Annotated in this window: 19 protein-coding genes; 10 read left to right on the top strand and 9 right to left on the bottom strand. The window is 64.1% G+C overall.

All coding sequences use genetic code 11. The features are described 5' to 3' along the window. The first annotated feature begins 24 nt into the window (after positions 1 to 24). From LB547_RS09680 to LB547_RS09665, 4 genes are all read left to right on the top strand, one after another. The gene (locus LB547_RS09680) at positions 25 to 417 is read left to right on the top strand and encodes a VOC family protein (protein WP_140516267.1); all 393 of its coding nucleotides are present in this window, start codon (positions 25 to 27) and stop codon (positions 415 to 417) included. A 34-nt stretch (positions 418 to 451) separates the two neighbouring features. After that, positions 452 to 676, top strand: coding sequence for a hypothetical protein (locus LB547_RS09675; RefSeq protein WP_140499210.1), 225 nt, complete (start codon positions 452 to 454; stop codon positions 674 to 676). Between the two features lie 11 nt (positions 677 to 687). Next, a complete protein-coding gene (locus LB547_RS09670; RefSeq protein ID WP_140759628.1) occupies positions 688 to 1143 on the top strand; it encodes a DUF1801 domain-containing protein in 456 nt (151 codons plus the stop codon). 97 nt (positions 1144 to 1240) lie between these two features. Then, entirely contained in the window at positions 1241 to 1639 is a 399-nt protein-coding gene (locus tag LB547_RS09665) for a DUF1801 domain-containing protein (RefSeq protein WP_140516262.1), read from the top strand. 73 nt (positions 1640 to 1712) lie between these two features. Here the strand turns inward: LB547_RS09665 and LB547_RS09660 are convergent, their stop codons facing one another. The 5 genes from LB547_RS09660 to LB547_RS09640 all read right to left on the bottom strand — a co-directional run bounded on the left by LB547_RS09660 (position 1713) and on the right by LB547_RS09640 (position 8235). Continuing rightward, positions 1713 to 3695 (bottom strand): glycoside hydrolase family 127 protein, encoded by a 1983-nt coding sequence (locus tag LB547_RS09660; RefSeq protein ID WP_140565498.1) that lies wholly within the window; start codon positions 3693 to 3695, stop codon positions 1713 to 1715. Positions 3696 to 3716: 21 nt separating this feature from the next. Then, positions 3717 to 4574 carry a carbohydrate ABC transporter permease gene (locus tag LB547_RS09655; protein ID WP_140521386.1) on the bottom strand — a complete coding sequence of 286 codons (858 nt, stop codon included), beginning with the start codon at positions 4572 to 4574 and terminating at the stop codon, positions 3717 to 3719. Continuing rightward, positions 4574 to 5500, bottom strand: a complete 927-nt coding sequence (locus LB547_RS09650) for a carbohydrate ABC transporter permease (RefSeq protein WP_140499200.1) — start codon at positions 5498 to 5500, stop codon at positions 4574 to 4576. Before LB547_RS09650 ends, LB547_RS09655 begins: the two co-directional genes overlap by 1 nt. Before the next feature lie 374 nt (positions 5501 to 5874). Further along, positions 5875 to 7122 carry an ABC transporter substrate-binding protein gene (locus LB547_RS09645; protein ID WP_140582616.1) on the bottom strand — a complete coding sequence of 416 codons (1248 nt, stop codon included), beginning with the start codon at positions 7120 to 7122 and terminating at the stop codon, positions 5875 to 5877. Positions 7123 to 7185: 63 nt separating this feature from the next. Next, entirely contained in the window at positions 7186 to 8235 is a 1050-nt protein-coding gene (locus tag LB547_RS09640) for a LacI family DNA-binding transcriptional regulator (protein ID WP_140565487.1), read from the bottom strand. A 726-nt stretch (positions 8236 to 8961) separates the two neighbouring features. Here LB547_RS09640 and LB547_RS09635 point away from each other — a divergent pair. Together LB547_RS09635 and LB547_RS09630 are read left to right on the top strand one after the other, a co-directional pair. Continuing rightward, entirely contained in the window at positions 8962 to 9168 is a 207-nt protein-coding gene (locus LB547_RS09635; RefSeq protein ID WP_140499194.1) for a hypothetical protein, read from the top strand. A gap of 5 nt (positions 9169 to 9173) precedes the next feature. Continuing rightward, positions 9174 to 9365, top strand: a complete 192-nt coding sequence (locus LB547_RS09630; RefSeq protein WP_140759631.1) for a hypothetical protein — start codon at positions 9174 to 9176, stop codon at positions 9363 to 9365. Between the two features lie 23 nt (positions 9366 to 9388). Here LB547_RS09630 and LB547_RS09625 read toward each other — a convergent pair whose 3' ends face one another. Further along, positions 9389 to 9655 (bottom strand): DUF1488 domain-containing protein, encoded by a 267-nt coding sequence (locus tag LB547_RS09625; RefSeq protein WP_140499190.1) that lies wholly within the window; start codon positions 9653 to 9655, stop codon positions 9389 to 9391. Then, positions 9652 to 9900, bottom strand: coding sequence for a hypothetical protein (locus LB547_RS09620; RefSeq protein WP_140499188.1), 249 nt, complete (start codon positions 9898 to 9900; stop codon positions 9652 to 9654). The genes LB547_RS09625 and LB547_RS09620 overlap by 4 nt, the downstream gene beginning before the upstream one ends. Positions 9901 to 10145: 245 nt before the next feature. Between LB547_RS09620 and groES the strand changes: the two genes are divergently transcribed. From groES to LB547_RS09605, 3 genes are all read left to right on the top strand, one after another. After that, positions 10146 to 10460 carry a co-chaperone GroES gene (gene groES, locus LB547_RS09615; RefSeq protein WP_140499186.1) on the top strand — a complete coding sequence of 105 codons (315 nt, stop codon included), beginning with the start codon at positions 10146 to 10148 and terminating at the stop codon, positions 10458 to 10460. A 60-nt stretch (positions 10461 to 10520) separates the two neighbouring features. Then, positions 10521 to 12149 (top strand): chaperonin GroEL, encoded by a 1629-nt coding sequence (gene groL, locus LB547_RS09610; RefSeq protein ID WP_140516244.1) that lies wholly within the window; start codon positions 10521 to 10523, stop codon positions 12147 to 12149. A gap of 149 nt (positions 12150 to 12298) precedes the next feature. Next, entirely contained in the window at positions 12299 to 12457 is a 159-nt protein-coding gene (locus tag LB547_RS09605) for a hypothetical protein (RefSeq protein ID WP_181177965.1), read from the top strand. A gap of 17 nt (positions 12458 to 12474) precedes the next feature. Here the strand turns inward: LB547_RS09605 and LB547_RS09600 are convergent, their stop codons facing one another. Next, positions 12475 to 12888, bottom strand: coding sequence for an NUDIX hydrolase (locus LB547_RS09600; RefSeq protein WP_140516243.1), 414 nt, complete (start codon positions 12886 to 12888; stop codon positions 12475 to 12477). 75 nt (positions 12889 to 12963) lie between these two features. Between LB547_RS09600 and LB547_RS09595 the strand changes: the two genes are divergently transcribed. Then, positions 12964 to 13461, top strand: a complete 498-nt coding sequence (locus LB547_RS09595; protein WP_140516241.1) for a GAF domain-containing protein — start codon at positions 12964 to 12966, stop codon at positions 13459 to 13461. Positions 13462 to 13554: 93 nt separating this feature from the next. On the opposite strand, the gene LB547_RS09590 is transcribed toward LB547_RS09595, so the two are convergent. Further along, a complete protein-coding gene (locus tag LB547_RS09590) occupies positions 13555 to 14619 on the bottom strand; it encodes a YeiH family protein (protein ID WP_140622847.1) in 1065 nt (354 codons plus the stop codon). Positions 14620 to 14632: the final 13 nt, after the last annotated feature.

Genomic DNA, 14632 nt, shown 5'->3' with positions numbered 1-14632 from the left:
AACAAAACCTATGGAGGACATGCGATGAAGATCAAATTGACCCGCGTCTATGTGGACGACCAGGAGAAGGCACTTGCCTTCTACACCGACGTCTTGGGCTTCACCAAGAAGGCCGATTTCAGCAACGGTCCGTTTCGCTGGCTGACAGTGGCCTCGCCGGACGAGCCTGAGGGAACCGAGCTGCAGCTTGCGCTGAACGACAACCCGGCGGCCAAGGCCTACCAGCAGGCCTTGTTCAAACAGGGCCAGCCGGCGCTGATGCTCTTCACCGACGACATCAAGGCCGATCACGAGCGCATCAAGGCGCGGGGCGCGGCCTTCGCCATGGCGCCGACCGAAGTGACCGGTTCCACCATTGCGCAGCTCAACGACAGCTGCGGCAACCTCATCCAGATCACGCAGCTGGCGCGCTGGTAAGCGGCGTTTCGTTCATTTTTCAAGAGGAGATAGCATGGATTGGAACAAATGGGTCCGGCAAACGCATCGCTGGCTATCGATCATCTTCACGGGGACTGTCCTCGCCAACTTCGTCGCCATGGGCTTGGGGCAGCCGCCTGCCTGGGTGGTCTATTCGCCGCTGCTGCCGCTTTTCCTGCTGCTGTTCAGCGGCCTCTACATGTTCGTGCTGCCATACGCTGCCAAGCGGCTTAACGGGCGGCAGCGCGCGAGCCAGTAAGGACGGGATGGATGGCGAAGACGCAGGGACAATCAGCTAAAGGCGCCGCCAGGCCTGCAACCGCCGGTCCGGTCCTGCTTTCTGGCGGCAACCCGCAGATCGCCAAGGGCGAAGGCAACGCCCCCGTGCAGGCCTATATCGCGGCCATGCAGGGCTGGAAGAGCGAGGTCGGCAGCCGTCTCGACGCGCTCATCGAGCGTGCCGTGCCTGATGTGCGCAAGGCCGTCAAATGGAACTCGCCCTTCTATGGCGTGGAAGGCGAGGGCTGGTTCCTCAGCTTTCATTGCTTCACGAAATACATAAAGGTGGCCTTCTTCCGCGGCATGTCGCTGGACCCGGTGCCGCCTGGCCAGTCCAAAAGCAAGGACACGCGTTACCTTGACATTCATGAGGACGACCAGTTCGACGAGGCCCAGTTCACCGAGTGGGTGAAACAGGCGAGCCGATTGCCCGGCGAACGAATGTGAGATTTGTACGCCGGGCCCGGATTTGCCGCCCGCGACAGAGCGCCTATGATCGGGCGGACGGGGCGGTGACCGCCCTCAAGCCTGAAGGAGAACGGACATGACGAAGAGCGGGTCGCCAGAAGGCAGGTCTCCTTCGCAGCTCATAGACGGCAGGATCGAGGAACTCGGCGACTGGCGGGGCGAGATGCTGAGCCGGCTGCGCGGCCTGATCCGGCAGGCCGACCCCGAGATCGTGGAGGAGTGGAAATGGCGCGGGGTCCCGGTGTGGGAGCATGCCGGAATGATCTGCACCGGCGAGACCTACAAGAACGTCGTCAAGCTGACCTTCGCCAAGGGTGCGGCGCTGCCCGATCCGTCGCGCCTGTTCAACTCCAGCCTGGAAGGAAACACCAGGCGCGCCATCGATTTCCAAGAGGGCGAGGAGGTCGACGAGGAAGCGTTCAAGGCGCTTATCCACGCCGCCGCCGCTCTGAACAAGTCAAAGGCCCGGCGATAGGCTCCGTGTGACTGGCACCGAAGACGCGGCGGGCAGAACGAAACCTGTCGCGCTCCTTCGCGCCCTTCTGGCCTCATCCGTCCCTCAGCCACACCAGCATCTCGCCGGGCTCGCGGTTGTCCCAGGCGAAATAGGGGATGGCGGTCAGCCGCGTCTGTCTGGCAGCGGGCGGGTCGGTGCGGTAAAGCCCGTTTTGCCAGCCCTCATCGGTGTCGGCCAGCGCTGTGGTCGAAAGCGCCACCACGCCGCCCAGCAGGTCCGGCTCGTCATGCGCCTCGATGCTTGCGGTGCGCGGCAATGCGATGCGGTGCAGGCTGCCGTCATTGTCGGTCGCCTCGACGCAGTAGATCAGCGGGCCGCGCGACAGCGCGACGCGGCCGGCGTCCTGGCGCACCTGCGGGTTGGCGTAGAGCCGTTCGATCGGCATTTCGAGATCGAGGCGGACGCTATCGCCCTTCTTCCATGTGCGCCGGATCGCCGCGTAGCCATCGCTGGTGACGTCCTCGAGCTTCACCGTCTCGCCATTGACCTTGAGCGCCGCGCCGGCGCTCCATGCCGGCACGCGCAGATGCAGGGTGAACGCGACCGGCGCCTGCGGCTCGATGGTGATGGCGACCGCGCCGTCCCAGGGGTAGCGGCTCGCCTGCGTCAGTGCCACCGGCACGCCCGCTATGTCGAAACGAGCGGTGGAATCGCCATAGAGATGGACGGCAAGCGCGTCGTCCGCCAGGCTGTAGAAATAGCTGCCGATGGAGGCCACCATGCGCCCGATATTGGGCGGGCAGCACGGGCAGCGGTGCCATTTCCATCTGTTGTGCCGGCCCCGGCTTTCCAGCGGGTTTTCGTAGAAGAACAGCGAGCCGTCGAGCGACAGGCCCGAGATCGAGCCGTTGTAGAGCGCCCGCTCCATGATATCGGCGTAGCGGGCGTTCGGCCCCATGCCGAGCATGCGGCTGGCCCAGAACACCAGGCCGACGGCGGCACAGGTCTCGGCGTAGGCGCTCTCATTGGGCAGGTCGAAATCGCTGGTAAAGCCCTCATTGTGCGCCGACGGCCCGAGCCCGCCGGTGATGTAGAGGTTCTTGCTGGTGAGATCGTCCCACAGCCGGTCGAGCGCCACCCGCAAGCTGTCGTCGCCATATTCGGTGGCGATGTCGGCCATGCCGGAATAGAGATACATCGCCCTGACCGCATGACCGACGACCTTGTCCTGCTCGCGCACCGGAATGTGCGACTGGCTGTATTCATAGGTCTTGAAATGATAGGCCTTGGGATCGGTGCCGCGGGCGCGCGCCTCCTCGTCGAAATAATGCGGTTGCTGGCCGCGCTGGTCGATGAAGTATTTCGCCAGCTCCATGTATTTGTTCTCGCCAGTCACCCGCGCCAGCTTCACCAGCGCCAGCTCGATCTCCTCATGGCCGCAATAGCCCTTCTTCTTGCCCGGCTCGGGCCCGAGCACCGAGGCGATATGGTCGGCATAGCGGCACATGACGTCGAGCAGCTTGCGCTTGCCGGTCGCCTGGTAATAGGCGACGGCGCCCTCGATCAGGTGGCCGGCGCAATAGAGCTCGTGGCAATCGCGCAGATTGGTCCAGCGCAGGCCGGGTTGGATGCGCTGGTACCAGCTCGAGAGATAGCCGTCCGGCTGCTGCAGCTTTTCGTAGAGGTCGATGACGGCGTCGATCTTCTTCTCCAGCTCCGGGTTCTTGGCGCGGTAGAGCGAATAGGCCGCCGTCTCGATCGTCTTGCCCCAATCGGAGTCCCAGAACATCTGCGTCGTCACCGTCGAGCCGGTGAAGCCGGGGGAAGCCGCCTCGTCGGGCGATGGGGAATGGAACGGGATGACGACGCCGGGCGAGGGCCGGTCCGGATCGATCTGCTCCAGCATGCCCGCCTCGACGCAGCGGTCGTAGAGGATATCGGCGGTGCGCGCGGCGACGGCATCGGCACGGTCGCCCCAGAAGCCGTGCACGTCGACCTGCGGCACTGGTAGCGGCCGGAAGGCGAGTTTGGGCCTTGAGGCGCTGGCAGGCCTGGCGGAAGACGATGCGGTCATGAACTTACTCCATTCGGTCGATTACTTGACGGCCCCGGCCATCAGGCCGCGGATGTAGAAGCGCTGCAAAGCCAGGAACAGGATCAGGCACGGCACCATCATCACGGTGACGCCCGCCTGCACCGCGCCCCAGTCGATGGCGCCGAAGCGGCCGGACTGGAGTGCGGTCATCATCACCGGCAGCGTGAACTTGGACTGGTCGGTCATCAGCACCAAAGCGGCGAGGAACTCGTTCCAGGCGCCGAGAAAGGCGAACAGCGCGATGGTGACGACGCCCGGCCAGACCAGCGGCAGCATCACCTTCAACAGCATGGTGGCGTTTCCGGCGCCGTCCATGCGCGCGGCCTCCTCGATCTCGCGCGGCACCGCGTCGAAGGCGTTGCGCATCATGAAGATCGAGAACGGCAGTTGCAGCGTCACATAGACGCCGACCAGCCCGGTCAGCGTGTTGTGCAGGCCAAGCTTGGTGAGCACCAGGAAGATCGGCGTCAGGATCGACTGGAACGGGATCATGATCGTCGACAGGATGAGGACGAAGAACAGGTCCTTGAGCGGAAATCGGAAACGCGAGAAACCGTAGCCGGCGAGCACGGAGACGACGACCGAGACCAGCACCGTCATGACAGAGACGTAGATGCTGTTCTGCGCCGAGACCCAGAGCCCGTCGCCGAACGTGTTGAGCGTGGCGTAGTTCTCCAGCGAGAAGCCTGTCGTCGGCCAGGGCGGCAGCGGCGGCTGGCGCGCCTCCTGCGCCGGCTTGAAGGCCGACAGCGCGGCCCACACGATCGGCGCCACGAACAGCACCGAGGCGACGATGCCGGTGGAGTGCCTGACGACGCTGGCGGCGAGCTTGCCTTGAGCGGACATTGCCTGCGCCATCAGTCGAGGCCCTCGGGCTTCCTCAGCAGCCAGAGCTGCACCAGGCTGAGCGCCACCAGGATTACCAGCAGCACCATGGAGAGCGCCGCGCCATAGCCGAGCTTGAACGACACGAAGGACTGGTTGAAAATCCAGTACACCGCCGTCAGCGTCTGGTTGCGCGGGCCGCCGCGCAGGATGATGTAGAACTGGTCGAAGGCGAGGACCGAGCCGGCCACCGACAGGATCAGCGCCAGCGCCAGCGTGCGGCGCATCAGCGGCAAGGTGATGGCCCGGAACCTCGCGAACGGGCCGGCGCCGTCGATGACGGCGGCCTCCTGCAAATCCTGCGGGATCGATTGCAGGCCGGTCATCAGGATGATCATGGTGAAGCCGGCGACCTTCCACACCACCATGGCGATGATCGACCAGAAGGCCGGCTGGAAGGTGGCCAGAAGGTTGAATTTCCTGTCGATCAGGCCGAGGTTGTAGGCGGCCGGGCTGAACAGGCCGGAATCGACGTTGAGCAGCCATGACCAGAGCAGGCTCGCAGAGGCGAAACCGACCACCGCCGGCATGAAGAAGGCGGTGCGGTAGAGATTGGTCAGCGGGCGCGGCCGTTCGATGAAGATGGCCAGCGGAAAGGCGACGGCGAAGATCGCGATGGTGACGATCACCGTGTAATAGCCGGTGAATTTCAGCGCATTCCAGAACCTGGTGTCGCGCAGGATCGCGACGTAATTGTCGAGGCCGATGAAGGAGTGCCCGCCCATCAGGGGCCAGTTGTGCAGCGACATCCACGCCGTCATGCCGAGCGGGATGACGAAGAACACCATGACCAGCGCCACGGCCGGCGCGACGTAGATGAGACCGATCCATTGCCGGCGACCGGCACCGACGAGTTTTCGGGCGCGGGGCGGGGCGGTGGTTGCTGTGATGGTGGTCATGGCTGGCCCGCTTTTCCTTCTCCCCTTGTGGGGTGAGCGGCCGGTTCGCCGGAGGCGAATTCATCGTGCCAGTGGCACGATGAAAGGCCGGCGAACACCGGGACGCTGCGAAGCAGCGGGGACCCGGCAGAGTGGATCGGCCACCACCCGGCCCTTCGCAGGCTCAGGGCGTTCGAAGCTCGAAAAGCCAAGCAGTTGGCTTTTCGTCCGCTGCGCGGACCGCTTCTCACCCCACAAGGGGAGAAGGGGAGGCGAAGTGCGCTAGGTCCCAAGCTGTCGATGCTAGTGAGTCTTCTCAACGCGATAGCCCTGTATCTGAACCAAACAGTATCCGGCCACCCGCTCAGGGAGACAGGCGGGCGGCCGGCAGGCGCCTATTTCTGCGGCGCCTGGTCGATGATCGACTGCATGGTCTCCTGCGCATTGGCGATGGCGCCGTCGACGTCGTCGCCGAAGAACACCTCGTTGACCATCTGCGTCCACGGGCCGTTGGCGGAGTTGATCAGGTCGTTGAACACCACCGAATAGGGCGTCTTGCCCTTGGCCATGGCCTCGGCTGCGACCTGGTAGCGCGGGTCGAGGTCCTTCAGCGCGTCCTTGGCGATGTCGCCGCGCACCGGCAGGCTGCCATATTTGGCCAGGATCGTCTGGCCTTCCAGCGAATAGGCGAAGTCGAGGAACTCCTTCACCACATCGATCTTCTTGGTGCCCTTGGTGACGACGAAATTATCGCCGCCGGCAAAGGACGACCAGCCGCCATCCTTGCCCGGCAGGAAGGTGATGCCGTAGTCGATGTCGGGATACTGGGTGTTGAGCGCGCCGATGGCGAAGGCGCCCGAAGGCGAGATGCCGATGTTGCCGCCGGCGAAGGCGGCGAAGAAATTGGCGCCGGTGTCGGTCTGGGCGCCTTCCGGCACCAGGCCCTTCTTGACCATCGAGCGGTAGAGATCGATGGCGCCACGCAGCTGCGGGCTGTCCAGCGTCGCCTTGGAGCCGTCCTGTGAGAGAATATCGCCGCCCGAGGCCCAGACCAGCGGCGTGAAGGTGAAGATGTTGCAGCCGCCGCAATTGCCGGAGAAGTAGAAGCCCTTGATGTTGCCGCCGAGCGCATTGACTTTTTCGGCGTCGGCTTCGATCTCGGCCCAATTGGCCGGGCCCTTTTCGGGGTCGAGGCCGGCCTGCTTGAACAGCTTCTTGTTCCAGATCAGCACCGAGGCGTCGGCGGAGAAGGGCAGGCCGTAGATGCGGTCCTTGTACGTGCCGGTCTTCACATGAGCCGGCGACAGGCTGGCGAAATAGGGGAGCGACTTGGCCCAGTCGGTGATGTCCTCCAACTGACCGGCGGCAGCAAAGGAGGGCGTGTAGATCAGGTCGAGCGACAGCGCGTCGGGCGCCGTGCCGCCGGCGGCGGCAGCACCGTATTTCGGAATGATCTCGGCGTTGGGGATGATGTCGAGCTTGATCTGGTTGGTGTGGCCCTTGTTGTAGGCATCGACGATGCGCGGCATGAAGTTCGAGCCGTCGGCGCGCACCCAGATGTTGGCGGTCTCGGCGGCGGCAAATTGCAGCCCGCAGCCGAGTACGGCGGCCGTCAAGGCCAGCCTGGCAATCAAAGTCCTCATATTCTCCTCCTCCACGTTTTGGCCGCGATGCGCGGCTTGCCGCCGATTGCGGCGTTTGGTTCTTCAGCCGTCCGGCAGGCGGCCGCAGGACTGACGCACCACCAGCCGGCACGGCAGTTTCCGGATGCCTGGCGCGGCGGGCTTGCCGCCGACCAGGGAAAGCAAGGTCAGCCCCGCTTCGCGGCCGAGCGCAGCCAGGTTCATGTCGACCGAGGTCAGCGGCGGGCGCGTCGCTTCGGCCACGATCTCCCAATTGTCGAAACCGATGACGCCGACATCGCCGGGCACGTCGAGACCGCGCTCGCGCAAGGCATCGATGACGCCGCGCGCGATCTGGTCGTTGCCGCAGAAGACGGCGTCCGGCCTTTCGCTTGCGCCGTCGGCCGCGCCGTCGAACAGCCTCGCCACGGCTTCGTGTCCCCAGGCCTCCGACCACGAGCCGAGCAGCGGCTCGGTGACCGACAGGCCGTTCTCGGTCAGAACATCGCGATAGGCCTGCGCCCTGGCGTGCACCACGGCAAAGCTCGCCGGTCCCGAGACATGGGCGATGCGCCTGCGGCCGAGCCGACAGAAATGCTCCACTGCCAGCCGCGCGCCGCCAGCGTCGTCGGAGACGAAGGCGACGGCGTCGGGATCGGGCTGGGTGAAGGCATAGATCACCGGAATGCGCAGATTGGACAGGTCGACCGGCAGATGACGGTCGATGCGCTTGCCGGTGGCGATGATGCCGTCGACGCGCTTGTCGAGCATGGCCTCGACATGGAGCTGGCCGAGACGCGGATCCTCCTCGACATTGCACAGGAACACCGAGACGCCGGCGTCGACCAGCGCGTCGGAAATGCCCGACATCAGCGGCAGCGAGAAGCGGCCATAGGTATCGTTGGTGAGCAGGCCGACGGTGAAGGAGCGTCGCCGCAGCAGGCTCTGCGCCAGGCTGTTGGGCCGGAAGCCGAGGCGCTGCGCGGTCTCGCGAATGCGCTCGCGGGTCTCGGCGGTCATGCGGCCCTGGTCGTTGAGCGCCTTCGAGGCGGTGGCGACGCTGACGCCAGCCTCGGCCGCCACGTCACGCAAGGTGACGGGCTTGGGAAAGGCTGGCTGATCGTCCAATGCCATTGCGGCGAAAATCCCGATTGGGAAAAGGTTTTCTCTTACAGGCCGGAATGACCCGGCCAATGGCCGAGCCCGCTCGGAAATGTTTGGAAAAACCTTTTCTCAACCCAAGCTAGGCCAGATACAGAGGCTGTTCAAGAGGAAAAGTGGCTGGTCCTCCGGTGGTGCGAAGTGGCCGCCGGAGGGCGGGCTCACGGGCTCGGCGCCCGGCGAGTTCATCAGGCGAATTCCTGATCGGCAGCCGTCAGTGCTGCCCACGGCGCGAGCCAACCAAAGCAGCAATCGGCGACATGTCTACAAACGACTCTTCGGTCTTAACGCTTGCGCAAATATTATCGGTTAGTTCGCTAGTCATGGCCTCGTGGCGGAGCGGCTACGCTGGAGACGGCAAATCTCTGAAGCCTCGGTTCGATCCCGAGGCGAGGCCTCCAAAATCATATGACGTAGAGCCTGCGTCGGACCATCAAGGGCGATGGGTCTTGCCAGCTTGCATTTGCGGCCTGGGCCGGACAGGTCCTAGTCTTCGTTGTGACGCTGACGCGCCGGCAAGAAGACTGCTACCCAGCCGACTTGCGCGCTTTCAGCATCTGACGATCGGGGTCACGTGGCATGCGGCCGGCGTTAAAGCAGCCTATTTGCATTTGGCATGCAGGGCACTCGCCAAAAGAGTGCTATGGAAGGGCGAGAGCTTGCCCGCTCCGACTTTCCCCGACATTCGAGGCCATTTTCGTGCGTGAACCGTCGCTGTTGCCCGTCTTTGGAAAACTTGGCGCCAAGGGACCCCGTGTCGTCGCGGTGGAACCGGTCCCGTCGGCAGGTATCGCCCCACGGCTGCGGGAGGCTCTGGCCGCCCATGGCGGCATGGTGTTGAAGCTGTCGGTCGTCGCCTGGACGATATCGGTCCTGGGCATGGTCTTCTTCATGTTGCAGGGCTGAGGCAAATGGCCAACCGCTACGCACTGCGCATGGACTTGCCCCAAAGCTGGGCCATCATCGACGTCTTCACCGGCCAGCCCGTCGTCGTCAGGCAAAGGGCGATGGTCGGCATGAGCCCGCGCGACGCCAACGCCGTGGTCGATCAGATGAATGTCCGGGACGTCGAGCGCCGGGAGAAGGCGGAGCGTAAATCCTGATCCAGCGCCGTCCGCCTGTCGTCTCAGCGGAAGTCGTCGGCCGTCAGCACATACATGCTCTTGCGCGTGCGGTCATAGGCCTTTGACGCTACGTCGCGGATGACACTGCTCTCGGTGTCGAAGGTGGCGAGATAGCCGGCTTCATTGGCTGCCGTCGCCGGCTGCATCCTGGTCATGGCATCGGCGGCGACCGAGAAGGAAATCTGAAACATGCCGTCATAGCCGACGAACCGGATGCGCTTGCCGGCTTCGTCGTAGCTGCGGCTGCGGTTGGGGAAGGTCAGGCTCATGATTTTGCCTCCGTCGTTTTCTTCACCGCGCGTTTCTTCTTCGGCGTCGGGTTCAGGGCCTCGGCCACGCGGTCGGCTTCTTCCTTGGCCAGCCGCAATTGCCTCAGCCTTGCCGTCTTGATCTCCCTGGCCCTCGCTTCGGACATATATTCGGCTGTTGCCTTGTTGCGCTCCGCCGTCTTCTTCTGCTTGTCGACAAAGCGCGCTTCAGCTTTTTCCATGATCGTCTGGTTGCCGTCGGCCATCGAGGAAATCTCCCTTGCGTCTGAAATCGTGAAAATGAACTTGTCCGATAAATAGGCACTCTGCCGGGAAAATTCAAATTTTTGAAATATTTGGTCGTTTTCCGATCCCATGAAACCGGGCGCCGAAATAATACTATGATTATTCAATATCCGCTCGGAATAAATTTTGGCACTCCTATCTATCGAGTGCCAAAGAGCCTATAGAAGGGGGCGGCCGCCTATGCCGGCCCCAGAAAGAAGTTCTCATGAAATTTCGGCCACTCCACGACCGCGTCGTCATCCGGCGCGCCGAAGGCGATATCAAATCCAAGGGCGGCATCATCATTCCCGACAATGCCAAGGAAAAGCCGCAGGAAGGCGAAGTGATCGCGGTTGGTCCCGGCGCCCGCGACGAAAACGGCGCACTTGTTCCGCTCGACGTCAAGGCCGGCGACTTGATCCTGTTCGGCAAATGGTCGGGCACGGAGGTCAAGATCGACGGCGAGGATCTTCTGATCATGAAGGAAGCCGACATCATGGGCGTTATCGAAAAGAGCATCGAAGCCAAGAAGGCCGCCTGACTGAAGCGCCGCGCCTCTGCGCGGTGACGGCTCCACTCCAAATGCGAACTGGATAAAATCATGTCTGCCAAGGAAATCAAATTCTCCACCGATGCGCGCGACCGTATGCTGCGCGGCGTCGAGATCCTCACCAATGCGGTCAAGGTCACGCTCGGCCCCAAGGGCCGCAACGTCATCATCGACAAGGCCTATGGCGCGCCGCGCATCACCAAGGACGGCGTCACCGTCGCCAAGGAAATCGAACTTGCCGACAAGTTCGAGAACATGGGCGCGCAGATGGTGCGCGAAGTGGCCTCGAAGACCAACGACCTCGCCGGCGACGGCACCACCACTGCCACGGTGCTGGCCGCCTCGATCCTGCGCGAAGGCGCCAAGCTGGTGGCCGCCGGCATGAACCCGATGGACCTCAAGCGCGGCATCGACCAGGCCGTCGCGGCCGTCGTCGTGGAAATCAAGGCGAAGGCCAAGAAGGTCAAATCGTCGGCCGAGATCGCGCAGGTCGGCACAATCGCCGCCAATGGCGATGCCAGCGTCGGCGAGATGATCGCCAAGGCGATGGACAAGGTCGGAAATGACGGCGTCATCACCGTCGAGGAAGCCAAGACCGCGAACACCGAACTCGACGTCGTCGAAGGCATGCAGTTCGACCGCGGCTATCTCTCGCCTTATTTCGTCACCAATGCCGACAAGATGCGCGCGGAGCTGGAAGACCCCTATATTCTCATCCACGAGAAGAAGCTCGGCAATCTGCAGGCAATGCTGCCGATCCTCGAAGCGGTGGTGCAGAGCGGCAGGCCGCTGCTGATCATCTCCGAGGACGTCGAAGGCGAGGCTCTGGCGACGCTGGTCGTCAACAAGCTGCGCGGCGGCCTCAAGGTCGCGGCCGTCAAGGCGCCGGGCTTCGGCGACCGCCGCAAGGCGATGCTGGAAGACATCGCGGTGCTCACATCCGGCCAGATGATCTCCGAGGATCTCGGCATCAAGCTGGAGAACGTCACCATCGAGATGCTCGGTCGCGCCAAGCGCGTGCTGATCGAAAAGGACACCACCACGATCATCGACGGCGCCGGCACCAAGGCGACCATCCAGGCGCGCGTCGCCCAGATCAAGGGCCAGATCGAGGAAACCACCTCCGACTATGACAAGGAGAAGCTGCAGGAGCGGCTGGCCAAGCTCTCCGGCGGCGTTGCCGTCATCCGCGTCGGCGGCGCCACCGAGTCGGAAGTCAAGGAAAAGAAGGATCGCATCGACGACGCGCTGAACGCCACGCGCGCGGCGGTCGAGGAAGGCATCGTGCCAGGCGGCGGCGTGGCTCTGCTGCGTGCCAGGACGGCGCTTGCCGGCCTGGGCGGCGCCAACGCCGATGTCACCGCCGGCATCTCGATCGTGCTCAGGGCACTCGAAGCGCCGCTCCGCCAGATCGCCGAGAATTCGGGCGTTGAAGGCTCTGTTGTCGTCGGCAAGCTCTCCGACAGCAAGGACCACAACCAGGGTTTCGATGCCCAGAACGAGGCGTATGTCGACATGATCAAGGCGGGCATCGTCGATCCGGCGAAAGTGGTGCGCACCGCGTTGCAAGATGCCGGCTCGATCGCCGCGCTTTTGATCACCGCCGAAGCGATGATCTCGGACATTCCGGCCAAGGATGCCGCGCCTGCGGGCAGCGGTGGCGGCATGGGCGGCTACTAGGATTCGACCGGCTCGCGAAGATGGTTTCATAAAAGCCGTCTTTCAGGCCTGATCCGTATCTCGCCGAACCGGCCTTTGCCGCAGGCGAGACGACTATCGCCGGGGGATTCTCCCCCGGCGCGCAGGCCTCTGGCCCAGGAGATCGATCCATGATCGTGTTCGTGCAGAAGCCACAGACGGTCGTCACGACCGAAACGACAGAGGAAAGCCGCTTCGACCGCGTCCGCAGGATTGCCGCCGACAAGCACAAGAAATCCGAGCCCGACCCGGCAACACCACAAAACGGCGAACCCAAGCGTCCGATGTAATAGCGGCGCCGCCGCCGCTACATTCCGCTCAACCTCAGCACCACATCGCGCGTCAGCGGCGCGAGTTCGACGGAATTGGTCGAGCCGGGCTCAAGCCAGATGATCTCCTCGATCTCGGCGGCGGCTATCGGCTGGCTGTCGATGGAGAGCGCGAACAATTCCGCCTCGACCGTGCTGTCCGGCTCGTTGGCGGCCTTGGCCGAGAACAGGCCGAGCCGGGAGGTGGTGGCGGGGTCGATCGCCAATCCGAGTTCCTCGCGCAGTTCGCGCATCAGGGTGTCGAGCGGCGCCTCGCACGGCTCGATCTTGCCGCCGGGCTGCATGAAGGCGCTGGTGCCGCGCTTGCGCACCAGAAGCAGCCGGCCCGACGCATCCGCGATGACGCCGGCGGCGGCCCTTATCTTGCGGCTTTCGTGGCGGGTAGGATTCACGGTAGACTGTTCCGGCGGTCGTTCGGTGCAGAGCCTGCGGAAACGGAACCGCGATTCTCAGTTCGGAGACAAGCCATGTTCGCAGCCAAGGCCATCGACACTTCGGACAAGGCCGCGTTCTACCGCGATCTTGCCGCGCAACTGAAGGCGCTGCTCGAGGGCGAGGGCGACTCGATCGCCAATGCCGCCAACACCGCGGCGCTGATCTTCCAGATGGTGCCCGATCTCAACTGGGCGGGCTTCTATTTCCTGGCCTCGGACGAGGAATTGGTGCTGGGTCCGTTCCAGGGCAAGCCGGCCTGCGTGCGCATCGCCGTCGGCAAGGGCGTATGCGGCACGGCGGTCGACCTCGGCACTTCGATGCTGATCAAGGACGTGCACGATTTCCCCGGCCACATCGCCTGCGACGCCGATTCGCGTTCGGAACTGGTCGTGCTTCTCGAAGACGATGAAGGCGTCTTCGGCGTGCTCGATCTCGACAGCCCGCTGCCCGGCCGCTTCGACAAGGCAGACCAGGCCGGCATCGAAACACTGGCCGCGATCTATGTGGCGGCGAGTTCGTTCGAGGATTAGGCGCTCAGCAAAAAGACCGACGGTCGGCCGTCGAGTTCCTTCGCCCCCTCTGTCCGGCAGGACAGGGGCGCCGTAGAGCGCTACCTTTGGGGCTCAGGCCAACTTCACCAGCATCAGGCTGAAGCCGCCGATGAACAGGAAGGCCGAGAAGGCGAGCGCCAGCGGGCGCAGGCCGCGCGAGCGCAGCTGCGAGATATCGGCCTGCAGGCCCATGGCGGCCAGCCCCATGGTCAGCATGATGGTGGTGGCGAGCGCCATCGCCGATTTCACTTCGGCGGGTATCGCGACAAGGCTGTTCAGAGCCACGACGGCGACAAAGGCGGCGACGAACCATGGCATGGGCGGGCGCGCCGCCTGCTGGTCGCTGCTGCTCTTGCGGCGCGCCATCAGGCCCAGCGCGATGACCATCGGCGCCAGCATGGCGACGCGGGTGAGCTTGGCGACGGTGGCGATCTCGCCCGATTGGGTGCCGTTCTGGAAGCCGGCGCCGATGACCTGCGCCACCTCATGGATCGAGGCGCCCGCCCACAGACCGAAAGCATGCTGGTCGAGGCCGAGCAGCGGCGCCAGCAGCGGGAAGCCGAGCATGGCGACGGTGCCGAACAAGGTGATCGAGGCGACGGCGTAGGTGACGTCCTCGTCGCGCGCGTCGGTGACGATGTTGGTGGCCACGATTGCCGAGGCACCGCAGATCGAGGTGCCGGCGGCGATCAGCTGCGCCAGTTTCGCGTCGACGCCGATCAGCCGGCCGAGTGTGATGGTGAAGACGAAGGTGGCGCCAAGGGTGGCTGCCACGATGCCGACACCTCCGGCGCCGATCGACACCACCTGGCCGAGCGTCAGCTGGAAACCGAGCAGCACGATGGCGAAGCGCAGCAGCCGGCGCTGCGAAAACGCGATGCCGGCCTTGGCGTGCGCCGGCGTGCCGAGCACGTTGGAGTAGATCATGCCGGCGACGACGGCTATTATCATCGGGCTGAACAGGGCAAAGCCGGAGACGTTGTGGGCCGAGAAGGCCACCGCAGTGATCATCGCGACCAATATCATACCGGGCACGGGTCCGGCCTTGGTCGAGTCGAGCGCCTTGCGGCGCTGCGCGGGTTCGGCGGAAATCAGGCTTTTTGGAATATCGTTCGCAATGTGGGATAAGGAAGACAACGTCATGCTCCAG

Origin of the sequence: Mesorhizobium sp. B264B1B (assembly GCF_020165765.1) — a bacterium.
GTDB lineage: Bacteria > Pseudomonadota > Alphaproteobacteria > Rhizobiales > Rhizobiaceae > Mesorhizobium.
Note: the sequence above shows the minus strand (reverse complement) of the source record. Positions and strands in the feature narration are given on the sequence as shown.